17 protein-coding genes are annotated in these 20,482 nt (G+C 68.5%); 8 read left to right on the forward strand and 9 right to left on the reverse strand.

The genetic code is table 11. The annotated features are described in order from the left end of the window. Positions 1 to 28: 28 nt before the first annotated feature. Positions 29 to 2,218: an esterase-like activity of phytase family protein gene (locus tag AB0M24_RS15390; protein WP_363766693.1), complete on the reverse strand. Its 2,190-nt coding sequence runs from the start codon at positions 2,216 to 2,218 to the stop codon at positions 29 to 31. Positions 2,219 to 2,381: 163 nt separating this feature from the next. Here AB0M24_RS15390 and AB0M24_RS15395 point away from each other — a divergent pair, with 163 nt between their 5' ends. Beyond that, positions 2,382 to 2,708, forward strand: coding sequence for a DUF3024 domain-containing protein (locus tag AB0M24_RS15395; protein ID WP_363766695.1), 327 nt, complete (start codon positions 2,382 to 2,384; stop codon positions 2,706 to 2,708). Positions 2,709 to 3,073: 365 nt separating this feature from the next. On the opposite strand, the gene AB0M24_RS15400 is transcribed toward AB0M24_RS15395, so the two are convergent. The 4 genes from AB0M24_RS15400 to AB0M24_RS15415 all read right to left on the reverse strand — a co-directional run bounded on the left by AB0M24_RS15400 (position 3,074) and on the right by AB0M24_RS15415 (position 6,267). Further along, entirely contained in the window at positions 3,074 to 3,346 is a 273-nt protein-coding gene (locus tag AB0M24_RS15400) for a GlsB/YeaQ/YmgE family stress response membrane protein (protein ID WP_363766698.1), read from the reverse strand. Positions 3,347 to 3,408: 62 nt separating this feature from the next. Then, entirely contained in the window at positions 3,409 to 3,891 is a 483-nt protein-coding gene (locus tag AB0M24_RS15405; protein ID WP_363766700.1) for a hypothetical protein, read from the reverse strand. Between the two features lie 50 nt (positions 3,892 to 3,941). Further along, positions 3,942 to 5,177 carry a hypothetical protein gene (locus AB0M24_RS15410; protein ID WP_363766703.1) on the reverse strand — a complete coding sequence of 412 codons (1,236 nt, stop codon included), beginning with the start codon at positions 5,175 to 5,177 and terminating at the stop codon, positions 3,942 to 3,944. A gap of 43 nt (positions 5,178 to 5,220) precedes the next feature. Beyond that, a complete protein-coding gene (locus AB0M24_RS15415) occupies positions 5,221 to 6,267 on the reverse strand; it encodes a DUF2786 domain-containing protein (protein ID WP_363766705.1) in 1,047 nt (348 codons plus the stop codon). 62 nt (positions 6,268 to 6,329) lie between these two features. On the opposite strand from AB0M24_RS15415, the gene folP reads away from it, so the two are divergent. From folP to AB0M24_RS15430, 3 genes are read left to right on the forward strand one after another with little or no spacing between them, the layout of a single operon-like run. Next, positions 6,330 to 7,154 carry a dihydropteroate synthase gene (gene folP, locus AB0M24_RS15420; RefSeq protein ID WP_363766708.1) on the forward strand — a complete coding sequence of 275 codons (825 nt, stop codon included), beginning with the start codon at positions 6,330 to 6,332 and terminating at the stop codon, positions 7,152 to 7,154. Positions 7,155 to 7,168: 14 nt separating this feature from the next. Next, positions 7,169 to 8,107 carry a hypothetical protein gene (locus AB0M24_RS15425; protein WP_363766710.1) on the forward strand — a complete coding sequence of 313 codons (939 nt, stop codon included), beginning with the start codon at positions 7,169 to 7,171 and terminating at the stop codon, positions 8,105 to 8,107. A gap of 48 nt (positions 8,108 to 8,155) precedes the next feature. Beyond that, positions 8,156 to 8,440 carry a hypothetical protein gene (locus AB0M24_RS15430; protein ID WP_090098272.1) on the forward strand — a complete coding sequence of 95 codons (285 nt, stop codon included), beginning with the start codon at positions 8,156 to 8,158 and terminating at the stop codon, positions 8,438 to 8,440. Here the strand turns inward: AB0M24_RS15430 and AB0M24_RS15435 are convergent. After that, positions 8,397 to 9,449, reverse strand: coding sequence for a cytochrome P450 (locus AB0M24_RS15435; RefSeq protein WP_363766714.1), 1,053 nt, complete (start codon positions 9,447 to 9,449; stop codon positions 8,397 to 8,399). The genes AB0M24_RS15430 and AB0M24_RS15435 overlap by 44 nt on opposite strands. 84 nt (positions 9,450 to 9,533) lie before the next feature. On the opposite strand from AB0M24_RS15435, the gene AB0M24_RS15440 reads away from it, so the two are divergent. From AB0M24_RS15440 to AB0M24_RS15455, 4 genes are read left to right on the forward strand one after another with little or no spacing between them, the layout of a single operon-like run. Beyond that, positions 9,534 to 11,807, forward strand: a complete 2,274-nt coding sequence (locus AB0M24_RS15440) for a helix-turn-helix transcriptional regulator (RefSeq protein WP_363766716.1) — start codon at positions 9,534 to 9,536, stop codon at positions 11,805 to 11,807. Between the two features lie 32 nt (positions 11,808 to 11,839). Then, a complete protein-coding gene (locus AB0M24_RS15445) occupies positions 11,840 to 12,979 on the forward strand; it encodes an exonuclease domain-containing protein (RefSeq protein ID WP_363766719.1) in 1,140 nt (379 codons plus the stop codon). Then, a complete protein-coding gene (locus tag AB0M24_RS15450) occupies positions 12,976 to 13,563 on the forward strand; it encodes a DUF6218 family protein (RefSeq protein ID WP_363766722.1) in 588 nt (195 codons plus the stop codon). The genes AB0M24_RS15445 and AB0M24_RS15450 overlap by 4 nt, the downstream gene beginning before the upstream one ends. Further along, positions 13,560 to 14,063: a hypothetical protein gene (locus tag AB0M24_RS15455; protein WP_363766725.1), complete on the forward strand. Its 504-nt coding sequence runs from the start codon at positions 13,560 to 13,562 to the stop codon at positions 14,061 to 14,063. The genes AB0M24_RS15450 and AB0M24_RS15455 overlap by 4 nt, the downstream gene beginning before the upstream one ends. Here the strand turns inward: AB0M24_RS15455 and AB0M24_RS15460 are convergent. Genes AB0M24_RS15460 through AB0M24_RS15470 form a run of 3 tightly spaced genes read right to left on the reverse strand, consistent with a single transcriptional unit; the run spans position 14,047 to position 20,289 of the window. Continuing rightward, complete coding sequence (locus AB0M24_RS15460) at positions 14,047 to 17,829, reverse strand: TIGR02680 family protein (protein WP_363766727.1); 3,783 nt, start codon at positions 17,827 to 17,829, stop codon at positions 14,047 to 14,049. The genes AB0M24_RS15455 and AB0M24_RS15460 overlap by 17 nt on opposite strands. Beyond that, a complete protein-coding gene (locus AB0M24_RS15465) occupies positions 17,822 to 18,901 on the reverse strand; it encodes a TIGR02678 family protein (RefSeq protein WP_363766730.1) in 1,080 nt (359 codons plus the stop codon). Before AB0M24_RS15465 ends, AB0M24_RS15460 begins: the two co-directional genes overlap by 8 nt. Further along, on the reverse strand, positions 18,898 to 20,289 hold the full coding sequence (locus AB0M24_RS15470; RefSeq protein WP_363766732.1) for a TIGR02677 family protein: 1,392 nt from the start codon (positions 20,287 to 20,289) through the stop codon (positions 18,898 to 18,900). Before AB0M24_RS15470 ends, AB0M24_RS15465 begins: the two co-directional genes overlap by 4 nt. Positions 20,290 to 20,482 lie beyond the last annotated feature (193 nt).

Consider the following 20,482-nt stretch of genomic DNA (forward strand, 5'->3'; position numbering starts at 1 on the left):
CCCCATCGTGACACGACCGCGCGTTCGCTCAGATCCGGCCGAGGCGCAGGAACACCGACTCACCGGGAGCGTCGTCCAGACCGTCGTTGTCCACCACGCCGACGAGCCGCTTGACCGGCCCGAAGCCGATCACAGCAAGGCCTTCCGGCTTGTCGTGCGTGGCGGCACCGTCCGCTTGGAGCGCGGGCAAGAGGTCGCGGATCTGCGACTTGGTGAGCAACGGCTTCTCGGCGCCTGCCGGTACCGGTGCAACGCCGCTGATGTCGACCTCGTAGACCTTCTTCGTCCTGGCCGCGTCACCGCGCTGGTTGTCGCGTTCCAGGATCAGCAACGTGTGGTCGTTCAACGCCGTGATCTCGGACAGCCCGATCCATGCACCGGCCTGCGGGGTGCCGAGCGGGTACGCGACGAACGCCCACTCGCCGGTCTTGGGCGTGTAGCGGGCGAGCGTGGCCTGGCCGGGCTTGTCGGCCTTCCACTCGCGCTGCACTGCGAGCCACACCTGCTCCTTCTCTCCGCCGCCGATCACGGTCACGCCCTCGAACCCGTTGCTGGTAGCCGTTTTCGCGACCACGTCGGGCAGCGGGATCTCCTTCTGAACGGCGCCGTTCGCGGATACTTCCACGAGGAGGTTCGGCTTCTGCTTGCCGTCACCCTCGACGGCGATCCAATAGCCGTCGGCCTTGCGCGCCGCGATGCCCTCGCCGTCGTAGCTGACCTGCTTGCCGTCCTTGGTGAGCGTCAGTTCCCCGGTGACCTTCGCGGGTGCCTTGAGGGTGTCGATGGTCAGGATCCGGGTCGGGCTGTAGGCGGCGTCGGTGATGGAGACGACCTCGCGCAGGTTGCCGGGGATGCCGGAAAGTCCCGACAGCGCACCGAAACCGATGCCGTCCGAGACGATCGACGGCGTTCCCTGGTTGTGCTGCAACGACATCTGCAGCGGCGTGCGGGTCAGCCGGTAGCCGCTGAGCGAGCTCCGGATGCCGTCGCCGGCCGAGTCCTCCTCCGCCGAGACGACGAGGGTGCCCGTCGCGGGAATCGGCAGCAGACCCTCCGGCCCGACACCGGTGGGCAGCGCCTGCAGGAAACGCGGCTTGCGCGGGTCGTTCACGTCGTACACCGCGACGAGGTTCGCGCGCTCCAGGCCGACGAACGCGTACCTGTTGTGCCCGAACGTGGCGACGGCCAGACCTTCGGGCTCGACCCCCTTGTTGTCCGAGCGGCCGTCCGGGTACTGGCCCTGCCTGATCGCGATCTGCTGCAGCTCGTTGCCCGAGTCCCTGACCGCCGTGCCGGTGTCGGCGTCGAAGATCGTCCACGTGCGCGACCCGCCGCGGTAGTCGCCCTCGTCGGCCGTGGCGAGCGTGTGGTCGTCCAGCCAGGCAACGGAGTCCGGCTCGCGCGGAGCCGTGATGGTGTCGGTCGGGTCGATCTTGCCGTCGTCCTTGGTGTCGACGTTTTTGACCGTGGTCGTGCCCGCGGCGAAGTGCTTCGTGATCCGGCCGGTGCGCAGGTCGACGATCGCGATGTGGTTGTTCTCCTGCAACGTGACCGCGACCTGGTTGCGGCCGTTGATGCTGACGTACTCCGGCTCGGGATCCTCCGGCGCCGTCTGCGCGATGCCGGTCAGCTCGACCTCGCGCAGCTGCCACTGCGCCGGGTTCTGGGTCTTGAGGTCGACGATGGTCAGGAACCCGGCGGGCGCCTGCGGGATCTCGCCGCCGTTGACGTCCTCGTCGCGCTCGTTCTCGATGGCGATGGCCGCGTACCGGCCGTCCTTGGAGATGTCGATCGAGTCCGGCTGCCCCTTGAGGTCGTGCGTGGCCTTGACCGTGCGCGTCTTGAGGTCGACGACCGCCAGCTCGCCCGACGGCTCGGCCTTCGACTTCGACGTGTTCACCGCGATCAGCGCGAGGTCACCGACGATGTCGACCGACGTCGGCTCACCGGCCATCGCCAGCGTCCCGTCCGGCGTGAACTTCGTGGTGCTGGTTTTAGCGAACCCGATCCGGCGCGCGGGCGAGTCGGTGTAGACGACCAGCCTGCCGTCCGCGGTGGCGGCGGCGATCTCGGCGGCCGTGTGCTCAGCCGCGGAACTGTTCCGGAACACCGACATCGTGTCGAACCGCTGGAACCGGGCCTGGGTCGTCGTGGCCGACGCGGGTGCGGCCGACACCACCAGCGCGAAGGCCACCAGGCCTGTGCACAACCGGAGCACTTGTCCTCCTGGATCGAGGGCTTGGAGGCGCGCAGTGTGGCTGACCGAGTGGTCCGGTGGATGAACTTCCGCTGATCTTCCGGGGTGGTCCGGGCTCGGTTTGGTCGCGGCCGCTCGACCATCGGCTGTGAGCGAGCCACGTCGCTCTGCGACCATCAGCGCTATGGCCGTCCCCGACACCCACCTGCGTCAGATCGCCCGCTGGTGCGAGGAGCGCATACCGGAGCACCTTCGCGATCAGGTCCGCGTCGAGTACACCGTTCGCGGATCGAACGTGACCATCGTGGAACTCCGCCCGCCGTGGCGTGAGGACTTCGGACCTGAGTGGACCCGGCTGTCGGTGGCACAACTGCGCCATGACGGCACCTGCTGGCGGCTGTACTGGCCCGACCGCAACACCCGGTGGCATCTGCTGCCGGACGTGCCGGCGCAGACCTCGCCGGCCGCGCTGCTGGACGTGATCGACGAGCCTGATCGCGCGTTCTGGTGACCACCCCGTGACTCACGTTTCCGGGTGAGGACAGGCAGGCCAACGCCCCGCGCTGCGGCGACGTGACGGCGCCTGGCGGTGAGCGGCCAGCAGGGCGGTGCAGCTCCCAAGGCTTGTCGCGGTGGTTGGTGTTCGGCTTCGTGCGTGTGGGGTGCTGCCTGGCCGGGTGGTTGTGTGGGGCCGGGCCGGGGTTGGCGAGTGCGCGCGGACCGCGGGCCTCACCACAGGTCTGCGGCCTGAGCTCGGACCCGTTGGAAGGCCTGCGGTCCGCGCGCGTGCGGCGGCGGCGGGCAGGGCGGCTCGGGTCCGGGCCGGGGTGGAGAGGGCGGGCGGCTTGGGGCCGCCCCTTGCCCGGTGGGTGGTGGTCAGCGGGGGAGTTTGGGCCTGGAGCGGTTGGCGAGGATGGTCACGCCGGCGCCTGCCAGGCCTACCTGGAGGGCCAGTTCGATCCAGTCGATGCCCGGGGTGTTCGCGACGCCCAGGACTGTGGCCGCCGCTGTGCCCAGGAGGGCCGCGACGATGCCCACCAGGATGGTGGCCAGGAGTGAGACGTGCTGCCTGCCTGGGACCACCAGGCGGCCCAGACCGCCGATGATGGCTCCGAAGAGCAGCGCGGTGAACAAGCCGCCGATTTCCACTGTTACCCCCTGAGACGCTGGTGCTTACTGCTCCAGAGTCCGCCGGGCGGGGCAGGAGCGAATCAGGTCTTTCCCTGAGTGGTCCCTGACATCGCCCCTAGCAGGGTGGCGGCTGTCGGGGAGAGTTCGCGGCCTGGAACGTCCGGATCGCAGCCCACGCGAGGTAGGCGGGCTCGGATGGCCGTGGGGGAGCGGTGCATGTCGTCGGCGATCGAGCGGATCAGGGCTGCTGCCGGGCTGTCGGTGGGGGTGAGCCAGGTGGTGCGCAGGGAGGCGTCGAGCGGTTCGGTCCAGGGTTGGTTTGCGTTGGTGTAGCGGGAGGTGCGGCCTCGCAGGCGCGTGTGGGCGCTCAGGACGCGGGACAGGAGCTTGCCGACCGTGGCGCCGCCTTCGACCGGTAGTCGAAGGCGGCCGTCCGCGATCACCTCTCCTGAGTCGTGCGACCCCAGCAGGTCCAGCACCAGGGACTCCTCGGAGTCCGTCGTGACGCTCAGCCGGTAGTTGACCTCGCCGAGCTTCATCTCGTTGTGGAAGGTGGATGTCATGGGGTCGACGTTAGGGAGGGGGTCTGACGGTTTTTCGCCGGTGAGGTCCTTCAGATGCGGTTGTGAAGGAGGAGTTCACTCGAAGGGGTGGGGGTCAGGTTGGTGGCCTTCGAGGAGAACACCACAGACAGGCCGTCGGCGCTGATCGACGGCGCCAGCGAGAAGTCGTTGCCCTGCTTGCCAAAACGCTCACTCAGGCGCATCACCGAACCAGACCGCATGTCCTTCAGGAACACGTCGTCCACGTTGTTGGTGTCACGACGCACCAGGTTCGACGCCAAAGAAGAGAACACGACGTATCGGCCGTCCGCGCTCACCGACGGCTGGTACGGCTGCGCGTCCGAGACCACGCCGTCCGCGCGGGTGTTGACCCGCACAACAGCACCGGATCGCCTGTCCTTCATGAAGATGTCCGGCGTGTCCTCGGTGTCACCGGGCACGAGGTTGTCGCCCCACGCCACAAACAACACGCGTGACCCATCAGGCGTGATAGCGGGCATCAGCGTGTAGGACGACGTCTGCTCGCCGGATGCCGACACGTTGACCCGTTCCACAGCACCGGAAACGACGTCCTTCACGAACATGTCCACGCTGCCGTTCGTGTCACCAGGAACCAGATTCGTTGCGGCAGAGGGAAAAACGACGAACCGGCCGTCCGCGCTCATCGCCAGCCCGTGGTGCACCAGCTTGTCGCCCTGCGCTCCGTCCAAAGCCGTGCTGATCCGCCGCACCGAACCAGACACCCGGTCAGCCAGGAACACGTCCGCCACCCCGTTGGTGTCCCCCTCCACCAACGTCGACGCCTCCGACCGGAACGCCACATAACGCCCGTCAGCACTGATAGCCGGACTACCGAACGCCGGCCCGTTCCCACCACTGACGCGCGAGACGCGCCCACTGCGCATGTCGGTCACGAACACGTCGTCCTGGCCGTTGGTGTCACCAGGCACGAGATTCGAAGCCGACGACACGAACGCCACGAACCGACCGTCAGCGCTCAACGCCGGCGGATCGAAGGACGGCCCGTCACCACCAAGAGACGCCGACCGCACCACCCCGGTGCGCAGGTCCTTCACGAACATGTCGGAGACGTCGTTGCGATCCCCGCGCACCAGGTTCGACGCGAGAGAGGGGAACGCGACATAGCGCCCATCAGCGCTGATGATGGGCGTTGTGGAGTCACCGTTGCCGCGCGTCAGCGGTCTGAGCAGCGAGAACGATGCGGAAGCAGTGGAGGAGAAGGCCACCGCGAGCACCGCGGCAACGGCAAGAGACTTCCCGAACAAGGACGTGCACCACCCTAGGTCCCAGGGCGGCGGGGCCGTCAGCTTAACCGGAAGTAACGGTTTTCCGACCGGGACCGAGATCGGCGACGTTCGCCGCCGCACGCCCGGCACCCCACCCCGCCGCCGAGCTCACCGTCACGGACACCGTCTTCGTCCGGGTGAACATCTCGTTGAACAACGTGTCCACCGCCTGCTTCCGGTTGGCCAGCACCGGCAGCAACCGCTCGTCGGCGTCCTCGGCGGTCTCGGCCAACGCCCGCAGCCGCTCCCCGATCCGCGCGGCGAACGCGATCAGGAACGACTTCCGGAACGCCCGCGACCGCGCGTGACTGCCCTTCGCCGCCTGCCCGCCGACCGCCACCATCGCCCGCGTCGCCTGCACCAGCAGCGACGTCGACAGCAGCTCGACGCCGTCCAGGTCCACCTCGTCACCCACCAGTGTCATGAACCCGAGGTCGGCCGCACCGATCGCACGCGACCGGAACGACCTCGCCACCACGTGCACGAGCTGCGACTTCTCCTTGAAGTAGCTCTTCTCGAGCCACATCCGCCGCGAGGTCGCGAGCGCGGGCAGGTCCGCGCCCAGCATCGCCCGTTCGAGTGCGTACCGGTTCATCAGCTCCTGCGCCTTGCCCGACAACGCCTCGGCTTCCTCCGGGAACGACGTCGACTCGGCCTTGGCGAGCAGCGCGCGCACCCGGTTGAGCACCTTCGGGTCCAGACCCGCGCGCACAGCCAAGGTCAGCGCGTCGCCCGGCAACGGCAGGAGGCGCGGCAACACGGGCAACCGCTTGAGGAACCACACGAGCCGTGCAGCCACACGATTCGCGAACTCCTCGGTCTCGATGTGGCGCGCGGCCCACGCCTCCAGCAACGGGCCCTCCCACCACACGGAGGCACCGATCTCGTCCAGCTGACGCTGCCACCGCGGATGCACTGTCGACGCGGCATGCGGCGAACAGGACAAAGCGATCGCGTCCACCACGAGAGAGATGTGCGCCTCGTGGAGCGAGCGCGACACGCTCTCGCGAATGTCGTAGGGCAGCCAGCCCCGTTGCCACGCGGTGTCGAGCGCCTGAACCAGTTCCACGCGAAGCAGTATGAGACGTCCGCCATGTGCCAAGGCCGGGGACCACCTGGTAGACACGGGGTGTGATCGAGCTCCAGTTCCGCGGCCGGACCGTCGTCCGCGACCGCGCGCTGGTGATGGCGATCATCAACCGCACCCCGGACTCGTTCTACGACAAGGGCGCCACCTACGCCGAGGACGTCGCGATGGAGGCCGTGCACCGCGTCGTCGACGAAGGCGCGGACATCGTCGACATCGGCGGCGTGAAGGCGGGTCCCGGCGATCTGGTCGACCCGGACGAGGAAGCCCGGCGCGTCGTCCCCTTCATCGCCCGCGTGCGCGACGCCTACCCCGAGCTCGTCATCAGCAGCGACACCTGGCGCGCGGACGTCGGCAGGCTCGCCTGCGAGGCCGGCGCGGACCTGCTCAACGACACGTGGGCGGGCGCGGACCCGAAGCTCGCCGAGGTCGCCGCGGAGTACGGCGCCGGCTACGTCTGCTCGCACACGGGCGGTGTGAAGCCCCGGACGCGGCCGCATAGGGTTGTGTACCCGGACCTCATCAAGGACGTCATCACGGAGACGACCGCACACGCCGAGAAGGTCGTCGCACTCGGTGTGCCGCGCAAGAGCGTGCTGATCGACCCCACACACGACTTCGGCAAGAACACATGGCACAGCCTGGCGCTGGTGCGGCACACGGACGAGCTGGTGGCGACCGGGTGGCCGGTGCTGATGGCGTTGTCCAACAAGGACTTCGTCGGGGAGACCCTCGGCGTGGAACTGCACGAGCGCGTCGAGGGCACCCTCGTCGCGACAGCGATCGCGGCGGTGGCGGGCGCCGCGGTCTTCCGCGCGCACGAAGTGGCGCGCACCAGACGAGTACTCGAGTCCGTCGCTCGACTGTGAGCTGGAGGTATCAGGTGGACGACGTCTTCGCCCGGTTTTCGGAGGGCCGGTGGGACGACTTCCTCGACGAGCTCGACAAGATCCGCGTCAGCGTGGCGGATCCCGCGGAACGGCAGCAGCTGAAGGCCACCGCGCGTCGTGACGCACGTGAGTCCGGCACTCAGCCGTTGCTCGTGCGGATGGCCATCGCGGACCACTACCTGAACCTGCTCGCCATCGGCGTGTGGGCGGGCGACGAGAGCTGGCGCGCGGATCTGCGCGACCTGGTGATCTCTCTCGTTCCCGAGAACGACGAGTCGCACGACGACGCGTTGTTGAGCTCCGTCATCGCCGTGGTCCTCGCACAGCTGCTGCAGGACGCACGGTTGCGCGGAGGCTCCGAAGCCGACGTCATCGCACGGTCGGCGTGGGACAAGGCGCAGGAGTGGGCGGCCTACGCGGAGGACCGGCACGTCGAACGGCTCCTGCACCACTCCACGGAGGCCGGTGCGCGCGTCGTGACGGCGTCGGAGGTCCAGGAGGTCGTCGAGCTCGCCACGGCCGCCGCGGACGACCAGCACGCCGAGACGCTCGCCGCGCTGGAGGCCGAGGGGCTCACCGCGGAGGTCATCAACGGCGTGTGGGTGGTGGACGGGGACTTCCGGAATCCGGTCCGCGCGGCCGCCAGGGCAATAACTTTGACCGGATATGGATGTGTTCTCGCGCGCAACATCCGGCAGTCCGCGGTGATGTTGTGGCACGAGAACACGCTCGCGATGGCGGACTCGAAGGTGCCGCGCTGGCGCGTCTACCCGATCCTCGCGCCCGTTACCCCGCAATCCAAGTTTTCAGGCGGTGAAGGCCTGCCGTTCACCCGCGACACCCACCCGTTGGCACCCGCTCCAGAAGTCGTGCGCCGGTTGGCGGACGCCGTTGGTGTCAACCTGTCTCATCTGCTGGCTGCATTGCGGTGAAAGGGTGATCTTTGACTTTCCGCAACCTTCACTCGTTATCTTGGAGGCATGCCCAGATTTGCCGAGTTCGATGTGGAAGGCCTGCGGAAATCCAGCGCCGTCGCGGACTTTCCCTGGTCAGAGACGTGGGTCACGCTGATCCGCGTCGATGCCAAGGGAGTTGTCCGGCAAGCCAAGTCGTTGACTGAGAAAGTTTCTTTGTTGACTGTCGCGTCAGACAAGGACCTCGTCATCGCCTCCTGCCCCGAGATTTACGCCGTCGACGACCTGTCGGCGGCCAGAGCAGCCGTCAGGGCTTCGGTCGCACGCGAAATGACGCCAAGCCTCGGATGAATGACTCCCGCCACTCGGGCTCAGCGGCGAGCACGAGTTCCGGGAATCGCCGGAGAAGCGTTCCGAACGCGATCTCGGCCTCGATGCGAGCCAGCCGCGCCCCCAGGCAGTAGTGGACGCCGTGCCCGAACGCGACGTGTGGGTCTCGGCCCAGCTGCAACACGTCGGGATTCGAATACCGGGACGGATCCCGGTTCGCTGCCCCTAGTGAGACGGTGACCTGCGACGATTTCGGAATCGTGACCCCTCCGATGATCACGTCGGCGGTGGCGACGCGAGGCACCCCGAGCGAGATCGGCCCGTCGTGCCGCAGGAACTCCTCGACGGCGTCCGGAATCAGGATCGGGTCGTCGACCAACGTCCGCTTCATGCCGGGATCGCGCAGCAGCGCCAGCAGACCGTTGCCGATGAGCTGCACGGTCGTCTCGTGCCCTGCTGTGATGAGCAGCACAAGGGTGCTCACGAGGTTCGGCTCGTCGCGGAGCTCGGTGATGACGTCGTCACCGGGCTCCTTGGTCTCCAGCAGCCGCTGCACATAGGCGGCGAACTTGCCGTACGCCTCGACGATGGTGGCCGGGTCGAGGAGCTCCGCGGTGAGCGCACGGACCTCATCTCTGTCCCTTTCGGGCACACCCAGCAGTTCACAGATGACCGTGATGGGCAACGGTTGCGCGAACGTGTCGATCACGTCGACCTCGTCCTCGGTCTCCCACGCGTCGAGCAGGTCGTTGGTGATCTGCTCGATGCGCGGCCGCAGTGCCTCGACGCGCCGTGTCGAGAACGCGCGCGCGACGGGCTTGCGCAGCTGCGTGTGCTCCGGCGGGTCGTTGTGGTTGAGCATGCCGCCGGGGATCACCTTGCTGCTGAGCGCGGGGTGGCTGAGGGCCTGGACGGCGTCGTCGTAGCGAGCGATCACCCAAGCCTGCTGCCCGTCCGGTGTGTCGGTCAGCTCGGGGCCCTGCGCGCGCCACTGGTCGAAGTACGGGGTCGGATCGCTGAAGAAGCTCATGCCACCAGGGTGGTGTTTGCGCTGGTCGGGGGCATGAGTAGGCGATCACCCATCTTCCTCGCGCCGATCACCTAGCCTGGCGGCATGGGGTGGCCGTTCGTGGGGAGGGACGCCGAGCTCGTCGCGGTCCGGCGGGCGGTGCGCGGTGCCGGGCTGATCGTGGCCGGGCCGGCCGGGGTGGGCAAGACGCGGCTGCTGGACGAGGTGGCGTGCGACGTCCGGCTGCGGGCCACCTCGGCGATGTCGGACATTCCACTTGGCGTGATGGCCCCTTTCCTGCCTGAGGTGGAGCCCTCGCCGTTGGCCATGTTGCACGCCGCACGGACCGCGTTGGCCGGTCGCGTCGTTGTGGTCGACGACGTGCATCTGCTCGATGACGCGTCGGCAGGACTGTTGCACCTCCTCGTGCAGCACCGCGAGGCCGTGGTGGTGGCGACTCTGCGTTCGGGCGAGCGCGCGCCGGAACCCGTTGTGGCGCTGTGGAAGGACGAACTGCTGCCGCGCATCGAGCTCGAACCGCTCGGGCGAACCGCGGTGGTCGAGGTGCTGGAAACCGTGCTCGGTGGCGCGGTGGAGTCCGCTTCGGCCGACCGGCTGTGGACGGCGTCGGCCGGCAACATGTTGCTGCTGCGGGAGATGCACTTCGCGGCGCGGTGGGTGGCGCACGACGGCGTGTGGTCGCTGGACGGTCCGGTGCCGTTGTCGCCGCGGCTGGTCGAGCTGATCGAGGCGCATCTCGCCGCCGTTTCCGAGGAAGACCGCCGCACGCTGGAGCTGCTGGCGTTCGGGGAGCCGCTGGATCTCGCCGCGTCCGAGGCGTTGGACGGTCTGGTCACCGTGTCCGCTGAAGGGCTGAGGCTCGCGCATCCGTTGTACGGCGAGGTGTTGCGCGCGCAGTGCCCTCCTCTGCGCAAGCGCAACCATCAGCGCTACTTGGCCTCTGTGCTGGACGATCCGTTGCGCGTAGCCGTGTTGCGTCTGGACAGCGGTACGGCTGATGACCCCGAGCAGTTGTTGGTGGCCGCGCGTCTGGCCAGCGCGACGGGTGGTGTTGTTCTGGCAGAACGACTTGCACGCGCCGCATGGGCTGTAGGTGGTGGTGTGGACGCCGGATGGGTGCTGGCCCACGTACTGGTCTTCACGGACCGGGCGGAGGAGGCCGAAGAGATCTTCGCGATGATCTCGTCCGACGACGACCCGTCCGAGGTGCGCGCCATGCGTGCCCTGAACCTCGGCTGGGGCCTCGGACGCACCGAAGAAGCCGTGCCCATGCTGGAGAACCGGGTCGAGCGATCGGTGCTGTGGTTCGACGCGGGCAGGTACGACGAGGCGCGCGCACTGCTCACGTACGACGAGCCGGACCAGGCGGCGATCCTCGCGATGATCGACGTGGTGCAGGGCCGGTACGTGGGGCCGTTTCCCGTCGTGCCGCCGAATCCCGACGTGGGGCTGGGCATGGCGACGACCGTGTTCGCCGAGGTGTTCGTCTACTCGATGCACGGGGATCTGCGCAACGCGGAACGTCTTGCCGTGCAGGCGCATCGGGAGAAGGCCCAATGGGATTCCATGCGGACTCTCTGGACCGTGTCGCTGGCGGGACTCGCACGGGCCGGTGGGCGGTTGCTCGAAGCACAGCGCTTGCTGCGAGAGGCACGGCCCGCGAAGCCGTTCGCGAAGTTGTGCGAACTAGCGCAGGTGGAAGCGTTGCTGGGCAACGACGCGCGCCCGGTGCTCGCCGAGGCTGAGAAGCTGCTGCCGAAGGGGCAGCGGCCGTACCTGCCCGGGTTGTGGATCGCCCGGATCTGGGCCGGCGGCGCGTCACCGTTCGAGGCGGCGGCGGAGGTTCGTGACCACGGCGAGCTCGCGGCCGAGGCGATGCTGCTGCACGAGGCGGTGCGGCTCGGGCACGCGGCCGACGCGGTGGAACGGCTGGGGGAGCTCGCCTCGTCCACCACGGGACTGCTGGTGCCGACGTACTTCGCTCACGCGGAAGCGCTGGTGCGCAACGACTCCAGCGCTCTGGTCGACGTCGCCACCAGGTTCGAGCAGGCTGGGTACCTGCTGCTCGCGGCCGAGGCTGCCGCCGAGTCCGGCAATCGGGCGTTGTTCAGCCGGTTGGTGAGCATGTGCGAGGGCGCGCGCACTCCGGCGTTGGCCCTGATGTCGGGTGCTGTGCTCACCCGGCGCGAACGGGAGATCGCCGTGCTCGCCGCGCGTGGGTTGACGAACAAGGAGATCGCGTCGTCGCTGGTGATCTCGGTGCGGACCGTCGACAACCACCTGTCCAACGCCTACGCCAAGCTCGGCATCACGACCCGCGGCGAGCTCGCGTTAGCCCTATCGGATGACAACGGTTAACAGAAGACACGGGTCCGAACGACAGCTCGGGCATGGGCAACGGGTACGCGGTCGTCGACGTCGAAACCACCGGGCTCTCACCCGGTCATCACCACCGGGTCATCGAGGTCGCGGTCGTCCACGTCGACTCCTCGGGGCGCCGGACCGACGAGTGGTGCACGCTGGTCAACCCTCGTCGTGACCTCGGTGCTCAGGACGTGCACGGCATCAGCGCGGCCGAGGTCCGCCGCGCGCCGGAGTTCGCGGGCATCGCGGGTGAGCTGGCCGCACGGCTGTCCGGACGGGTGCTCGTCGCGCACAACCTGTCGTTCGACCTGAGGTTCCTCAGCGCCGAGTTCGCCCGGCTGGGGTACGAGCTCGCGGCGTCGGGCCTGTGCACGATGCAGCTGGCCGGGCGGTACCTCGGTGCTTCGTCGCGTTCGCTGGTCGCGTGCTGTGCGGCGGCTGACGTGCCGATGGGCAAGGCGCACTCCGCGTTGCACGACGCGCGCGCGGCGTCGGGTCTGCTCGTGCGGTGCCTTGACCGCGTTGGTGCTGTTGCGCCCGTGCACCTCGACGTGCCGAGGTCCAGTGCGTTCGCCGTGCAGCGCAGCCGTGGGCATGCGTCCGAGCAGCACTTCCTGGCCAAGCTGGTGCGACTGCTGCCCCGCGTGGAGACGCCGCGGGGCGACGAGTACCTCGACGTGCTGGACCGGGCGCTGGTCGACCGGCACCTGTCGGCGGACGAGCAGGAGGAACTGGTCGACGTCGCCCGTGCTCTGGAGCTCGGGCTGCCGGACGTGATGGCGCTGCACCGCGGGTATCTGGCCGCGCTGGCCGAGACCGCCTGGGACGACGGGGTGCTGTCGGCCGACGAGGAGGCCGATCTCCGCCTGGTGGCGTCGTTGCTCGGGGTGGACGTCGTGCTGCAGCCGCCGGTGCAGCTGTCCCTGGGCGACCTGGTGGTGTTCACGGGGCAGATGCGCGAGCCGCGCGACGTGTGGGAGAGCAGGGCGTTGTCCGCGGGGCTGGCGGTGCACGGCGGGGTCACGAAGAAGACCGCGCTGGTGATCGCGGCGGACCCGGACTCGATGTCGGGCAAGGCGGACAAGGCCCGCACGTACGGGATTCCCGTCGTGTCCGAGGACCTGTTCGCGGGACTGCTGGGCGAGCTCACCGGAGGACGTCGATGATCGGCCACTTCGTACTGCACCACGTCGTCGCCGGCCAGGAGGACGTGGTGGCGGTGTGGCACATCAACGCGGAGGGCGACAACACCGGTGCGTGGATCGTGCCGGCGCAGGAAGCGTTCACGGAGTACGCGGCGGCTCGGCGCCTGGTCGACCTGTGCGCGGACCGGTTGATGATCGGCTGGGCGCCGACGTTCGACCTCGTCCACAAGCTCGAAGCGATCGCCGGTACCGCGCCGCGGCGGTGGACGTCGCTGACGATTCCCGACGCGCTGGCGGAGATCAGCGAGATCCGGTCGCTCTGCGAGAAGCGGGTGCCGCTGGAGTGGCAGGTCGACCTGCCAGACCCGGTGCCCGCGACGGAGGAGGAGATGCACCGGTACGTGAACGTCAGCGCCTTGTCCGACAGCCGGCTGGTGCGGTGGACGATCCTGCGCTGGCAGGAGACCGCGAGCGCGCTGCGACAGCACGTCTGCCTGAAGGAGGAGTTCGGGGAGCCGGACGTGCTTCCGCCGCACTGGTTCCGCGCCATCACGGAGGCGAGGGCGGACCATCCGGCCAGGCGACGTTCGGGAGGACGGGCGTGAACGACGTGAAGCGGGTGGCCGAGCTGATCCAGGAGCGCAACCGCATCGACGCCGCGCTGACGGCGTGCATCCGGCGGCCCGTGCAGGTGGGGCACCTCGGCGACTGGATCGCGGCCCAGGTGTTCGGCATCTCGTTGGAGCAGCACCTGGCTCGCGGTGTCGACGGGCGGTTCGCGGACGGGCGGACCGTCAACATCCGGTGGTACCTCAAGCGCGACAACCTGCTCGACCTGCGCGAGAACGGGCCGGACAGCTACCTCGTGCTGACCGGGCCGAAGGTGGCCGCCGACGTGCGGCCGATGGTCGTCGACGCCGTGTACCTGTTCGACGCCGCGAGTGTGGTGGCCGAGCTACGCGCGCGTGGGCTGAAGATCGGTGTGGCGTCGAGTGTGCGCACGCAGCTGTGGGAGGCCGCGGAGGTCTATCCGCGGCACAACCCGGCGTTCCCTCTCGACGACGAACAACGGGAGATGTTGGCGTTGTTCACTCATCGGCCTTGAGGCTGTGGCCGTCCCAGGTGAAGCGGACGGTCGTGACGGCGTCGTCGCCGTCGGTCCCGGTCGTGAGCTGGTGGATGGCGATGCCGGTCAGCTCGCGGTAGTCGCACCACTCGTGGTCCGACGTGAGCACGAGGTCCAGGTCGAACGCGACGAGCAGTTCCAGCAGCTGGCCGCGGTTCGTCGCGTCCACGCCCACGAAGACCTCGTCCAGCAGGATCAGGCGGGGTGAGTGCGGTGTGGCGTGGTAGTGCGCTGCTGCTGCGGCGAACAACGGCAGGTGCAGCACGATGGCCTTCTCACCGCCGGACAGCGCGCCGTGGACCCGTTTGGTGACGGGGACCCAGCCATCGCCGCGGTCCACCTTCACGACGAACTGGTGCCACGTCGTGTAGTCGAGCACCTGGGCGAGTTGTTGTTCCCAGCCCGTTGCGGTGTCGTGTGCGCGTGCTTCCTCTACGCGCTCGCGGAAGAACTGGTGCAACACAGTGCGTTCCGCGTCGTCGAGGTCGGAACGCAGCAGCAGGTCGCGGGCTTCTCGGGTGCCCGGCGGCAGTTGCGGGTCCACCTGCCAGTCGAGCTGCACGCGGATGTTGGACGCGGTTTGGACGCGCTCCAAGCGTTGGTTCATCGTGTCGACGAGCTCGGCGGCGCCCTGGATGCGTTGGGCGATGTGCCTTCGGGTGTCGCCGGTGAGGGTCTGGTCGAAGAGGTCGCGTTCGGCGTCGGTGATGTGTGTGCGCATGCGGTCGCGTTCGGCCTGGAGTGCTTCCAACAACGCGTGGGCGCCCATGCGCGCGCCGTCCAGGGTTGCGCTGAGGACGGTGACGTTGTCGTCGGGGTCGAGCGACAGGTTGATACGGCCAGCCAGTTGTTGTTGGGCCTCGTGCACGGCCAGACCGAGGCGGGACTCGGCGTCGCGGATCAGCCTGGAGTCGACCGGGCCGTCGGGCAGGTCACCGGCGTCCGTGGGCAGGTGGCCGGCGTGGAGGTGGCGGTGGCGCGCCTCGGCTGCCTCTTTCACCGTGGCGGCTTCGGCGGCGCGGGCGGCGTCTACCTTGCGCTTCTCCTCCAACGTGCCGAGGGTCCGCGCCAGCCCGGTTTGCTTGTCCTGCAACGTCTCGCGTTGCTCGGCCAGTTCGAGGGCCTTGGTGCGCAACGAGATGAGCTGCTGGTCGAGGGCGTGGAACTCAGACCCCGCTGAACGTTCGACGGTCTCCAGGGTGATGGCGACGTCGGCGGCCTCCTGCTGACGGGCGGACGCGGCTTCCTCGGCTTCGTCGGCCAGCGCACTGCTCGTCGCGGACCGGTTCATCGCCTCGACCGCCTGCGCCTCTGCGGCTTGCGCGTCGTGGCGGTCGTCGAGCCAGCGGTGGCCCGCGGTGCCGAACGCGGCGACGACGTCCAGGTTCATCGGGACGTCGACGTTGACCATGCGCAGCGTCTCGGCGACGTGGGAGTCCGCTTCGGACACTCGGCGGGTGGCGGCCGCGACGGCGTCTTTCCTCGCCGCACAACGCAACTGCGCCTTGGTGCGGTGCTCCTCGGCGATCTCCACCGGGTCGGTCGACGGTTGCCGGGCGAGCTCGCCGGTGAGGGTCGCGCGGCGGATCGCGATCTGGGACAGCGCGGCGTCCACGCCGGACAGGTCGGTGGCGAGCTGCTCGATCAGGCCGGTGAGCTCGGCGATCCTGCCTGCCCGCGCGCGTTTGCGTGAGTCGGCGCCGATGTACGTGGGGGAGGGCTTGGTCCACCGGCCGTGCGCGTTCGCGAGTCGCCACGTGCCGTCAGCGCCGATGGCCGCCGTGTGGCCCGTGGCCGTGTCACCGAACGCGATGCCTTCCAGGAACCGGTAGGCGCGGTCGTCGTCGGTGACGAGCACTTCGAGCAGCGTGCTGCCGGGCGCGGGGCCGGACAGCAGCGGTTCGGCGAAGCGGTCCTGGTCGGAGAGTCCGAACGAGTTGCCCGGCGTGAGCCACGCGTCGAGCAGTCCGGACGCTTCGAGGGCCGCTTCCACTGCGGCGCACACGTCCGGTGGGGTGCCGTGGCGGAAGTTCACCAGACGCCACAAGGGGGCGCCCACGGCAGATGAGCGGTAATCGGTGTCACGGGTGTACGGCGCTGGTGGCGGTACATCGACCTGATTCGCCAGCTTCTCGCGGATGGCGTTGTACTGCGAGAGTTGGCCGTTCAGTGCCGTGCGCGTTTCGTGCAGGCGTGCCTCGATCGCGCTGAACTCCTCGCGGGCGAGGGCAGCGGCTTCGACGACCTCACCGTGCTCGGAAGCGCGCAGCTCAGAGCAGCCCTGTGCCCACGTCTCGAAGTCGGCGCCGAACTTCGCAAACGCTTGCTCGAACGCTTGCTGCGCCGCTGCTTCCGCGTCCGTGGCGAGGTCGAGTTCCTCACGGGTCTCGTCGAGCCGTAGCCGGGCGGCGTCCCGTGCGTCGACTGCCCTCTCGTGGAGGGCCACGGCGCGCAGGACCGCGTTGATCTCGGCGTTGCGGGCGTCGACGGCGGCGCTGAGCAGCTGACGGCCCGTTCGCGAGTCCGGGCCTGCGTCGATCTCTTCGAAGACTGACGGCATGCTGGCTCGTTCGGCGGCTTCTTTGGCGTCCGCGGCCGAGTGCCGCACCTCATCAGCGCGTGCGGCGGCGTCGGCCTTGGTCTGCGCGGCCTGTTCGTCGTCCGCAACGGCACGTGCGCGGAGTTTCGCAGCGTGCGCGGCGGCTTCGGTGGCTCGTTGAACGGCCGCGGAATGCTGCTGCCGCAACAGGTCGAGCTGCTTGCCCTCCTGGTAGGCGGGCAGGTCGGAGATCCCGGCGATCTCGGCGTCGACCGCGCTCGCCTCGCGGCCCAGCGCCGCCAGCTGCTCGAAGGCCTCGTCGGTCAGCGTGACCTGACGCTGGTAGCGGCGTTCGCTCATGCGGGCGGCGCGCGTGAGATCTTCGAGTTGCTCGGACGACGACTGCAGGTCCCACGACGCCGCACCGAGCACCCGTTGGGCATAGGTGCGTTGGACGTCCGCGAGCCGTTCGGCGGTGGTGATCTCCTGGTCGAGCCGACTCAGCTCCTCGCGTTGCCGGTCGAGCCGTTCGAAACCTTCGGCGATCTCGGTGAGATCCGACTGGTCGAGTGGCGGAAGTGCCTTGGACAGCAACGAGGACAGCACGCTCGGATCGAGCCGCTCGGACAGCTTCGGCGTGCGCAGCTGCAACAGCGCGGTGATCAGCGAGTCGTACCGTTGCTCGCTCACGCCGGGGAACAACGTCGTCCGCACCGTGTGGCGGTAGTCGACCGGTGAGGCGTGCACGACGCCGTGGTCGCCTATCGTCGCGGCGAGGTCGGTCTTGGTCAACGGGCGGCCGGCCTCGTTGACGAGCTGCAGATCCCCGATGCGTTGCGTGGTGGTGAAGTACGTGGCGCTGACGTTGGACGTGTTCGTGGTGGCCTGAAGCCTTGCGCCGCAGGTGAACCACTCGTTCTCGTGCTCGAACTCCAGCCACACGTACCCGACGCGGGTGCTGCCCTGGTTGCCCTCGCCCATGAGGTTCCAGTGCATGGTGCGATCCGCGCTGCCGAACGTCGACAGGCGGTGCGGGCGCAGGTTCGCGTCGAAGAGGTACGGCAGCAGCAGCTCGAGGGCCTTCGACTTACCCGTGCCGTTCGGGCCTCTGAGCAGCAGTCTTCCCTGGTGGAAGGTGAAGATCTCGTCGTAGTAGCGCCAGACGTTGATGATCCCGGCGCGGCTGGGGTGCCACCGGTCAGTCATGCAGCTCCTCGTACCTGGCTGCGGCGGGCAGCCTGCGAACGGTGCCGTTGTGCACGCGAGCGAGCCCGAACGCCACCAGCAGTGCGAGCCCGTCCGCCGCGAGCCTGTCCGCGCCACCGTCCGACTGGTAGGCCTTGGCCCAGTTGCGGAACTTCGTGAGCAGCTCGCGTGCCTCTTCGGCCAGGTCCTCGGTTCGTGCGGGACCTTTGGCCAACCGGTCGAGCAACAACAACGCCGCGACCTTCGCGTGGCTGTCGTCGTCCGGAAATCTCGTGTCCGTGGCGATCGCGTCGGCGTCCACCACCAGGTACCCCTCCGCGCGTTCCTCCAGCGTGCAGCCCGCGAGCCCGACGCCGGTCTGGACGATCTTGCGCCCGGTCGGCGAGCTGAGGAACGCTCGCTGGCTCTCGGTCAGGTCTTCCTTGTACACCACGGGATCGTCGATGAGCCTGCGCATCGTCGAGTGCCGTTGCCACAGGCTGCGGTGCGCCTGGTCGTACCGGGTCTCTCTCGTGAGGCCCTCGACGGTGTCCACTGTGGAGGGTGAGACCTGGGCGGTCAGCAGCCGGGTGATGATCACCGGGTCGCTGCGGATCTCGGTCTCGCTGATCTCGAACGCGCCCTGCTGATCGAGGAAGTCCAGCACGTCGGCGAACGCACCGCGGTCGGAGCGTTTCGTCGGGTCGAACGGCTGCAGGTGCTCGAGGTTCGCCGCTTGGTGCACGCGTTCCGCCAACGCGTCGATGGTCGTCGTTGTCGTCGTCAGCAACTCCGCGCACGTGAGGCACAACAGCACGTATCGCCGCCGGTCGAAGCCTTCTGCCGGACGCGTGCGGTCAGGCCGTTGCGTCGTCTTGAACAGACGTGCGTACCCCGCGCGCGGTTCGACCATGACGCGCCAGCCGCAGTAGTAGTCGAACCACTTCACGATCGGCTCTCGGCGCCGTCGGATGAGGTCGAAGCCGTCGGGATCGTTGCCGGCCGTGAGCAACGGCCGGGCGAGCAGCAGCCGGATGCCACGCGCCACCTCCTCGCTCTCCAGCCGGGCGAGCTGGTTCCCCGTCCTGCTCATCGGCTCTGCACGTCGATCACGTAGTCGGGCCCGCTCAAGGTGCCCTTCTGGGTGGTGATGGTCGCCCAGCCGCGAGCGTTGCGCAGGTTGATCTGCATCCGCCCGTCACTAGTGCCGGCCGCGCGCGTGCCGGTGCTGTCCGGATCGCTGCCGAGCGCCCGCCCGACCAGGTCGATGAGCCGGTGGAACGTGTCGTGGTCGAGGCTGGTCAGCGTGGAGATCCGGACCGGTCCGTCGGTCTGGATCTGCCGCCACGCGTGCTCGACCTCCTGGCGTTCTTTCTGCGCCTGTTCCTTGCGGTTGCGGCGCACCTCGTCGACGTTGCGGATCTTGCCCGTGCTCCCGATGTGCTCCTGCTTGCCGGTCGTCCTGAGGTGCGGCGAGATGGTCACCGGCGGCGTGTTGTGCCACGGCTCGCCACTCGGGATCAGCTCCCCGTCGGCGTGCGCGATGTGGGCGTGCCGCGCGGAATGCAGCCCGAACGCGGCGTTGAACAGCTCGTGCGCCTCGTCCTCGGTCTCGGTCTTCGCGAACCAGTGCGCCAGCGCGGTGAAGTCGGCGGCGGTGTTGGTCGGCTTGCGTCGTTGCTCGCTGATCCGGTCGAGAACCCTGAGCAGCTGCACGATCGCCTTGCGCGCCACGTCCTGCAGCTCGTCGGCCTTCGAGGGCGAGTCGTGGAACCAGGCCTTGAGGTTGCGCCACCGCTCTGTTCGCTTGTCGAGCCAGTCGTCTTCCGCGTAGAGGCCGGCGTTTTCCTGTGCCCGCTCGTGGATGTCTGTGGGGACCTTGCCGATCGCGTCGCGGATCCGGTGCTTGCGCGCGTCCAGGTCGCCGATGAAGTCCCTCAGATACGTGATCGTCGTGCGCTTGACGTCCTGGAACGTGGCCAGGTCGTGGTCTTCCTTGAGCAGCCGCTGCAGATCCGCGTTGAACCGCGCGGTGTTCGTCTGCAACGTCTCGATGTGCCCTTCAAGCTCCATCAACGCCGCAAATGTCCTGGGCGTCTGTTTCGCGAGTTCTTCGAGTCGGTCCGCGATGGCGTCGAGCACCGCCGTCTGCAACGCCCCACTGCTGGTCAGCGTCTGGATGGCGTGCTGAACACCCGCAAACGCCGCCTCACCGAGCCTGGTGAGCCCGAACCGGTGCTGCCCGCTCTCGAGGAGCCCCCACTGCCTCAGAGCACTCAGAGACTTGCCGAGCTCCTCGTCTGTCACCTGCTCGGCCCAACCGACGTCCTTGAGCCGTAGCTGCACGTCATCGACGCCGAGCGACGTCTCCAGGCGCTCGTTCGCCACGCCAAAGGCACGCAAAACCGCAGTGTGCAGCTCCGCGCCCTCGGCCGTGGTGAAGCGGAACAGGTCCGCCGGCACCCTGTGAGACTTCGTCACGTGGCCCACCGTAGCTGGTCGCTGTAGCTCGTTCGGGTGACACGGCGAGCGGCCGATCTTCGTAACGAGTTCCGGTCCCGCCGTTCGGGCGACGAGGCCGATCCGGGTGTGGAAAGTTTTGGTCCGTATGGTCGAGCGTGGGGTGGAGCAAAGTGTGGCTTGCGTTCGCTCTCGCACTCGCGGGAGCTTCGGT

Origin of the sequence: Lentzea sp. NPDC051838 (assembly GCF_040681245.1) — a bacterium.
In the GTDB taxonomy this organism is placed as follows: domain Bacteria; phylum Actinomycetota; class Actinomycetes; order Mycobacteriales; family Pseudonocardiaceae; genus Lentzea.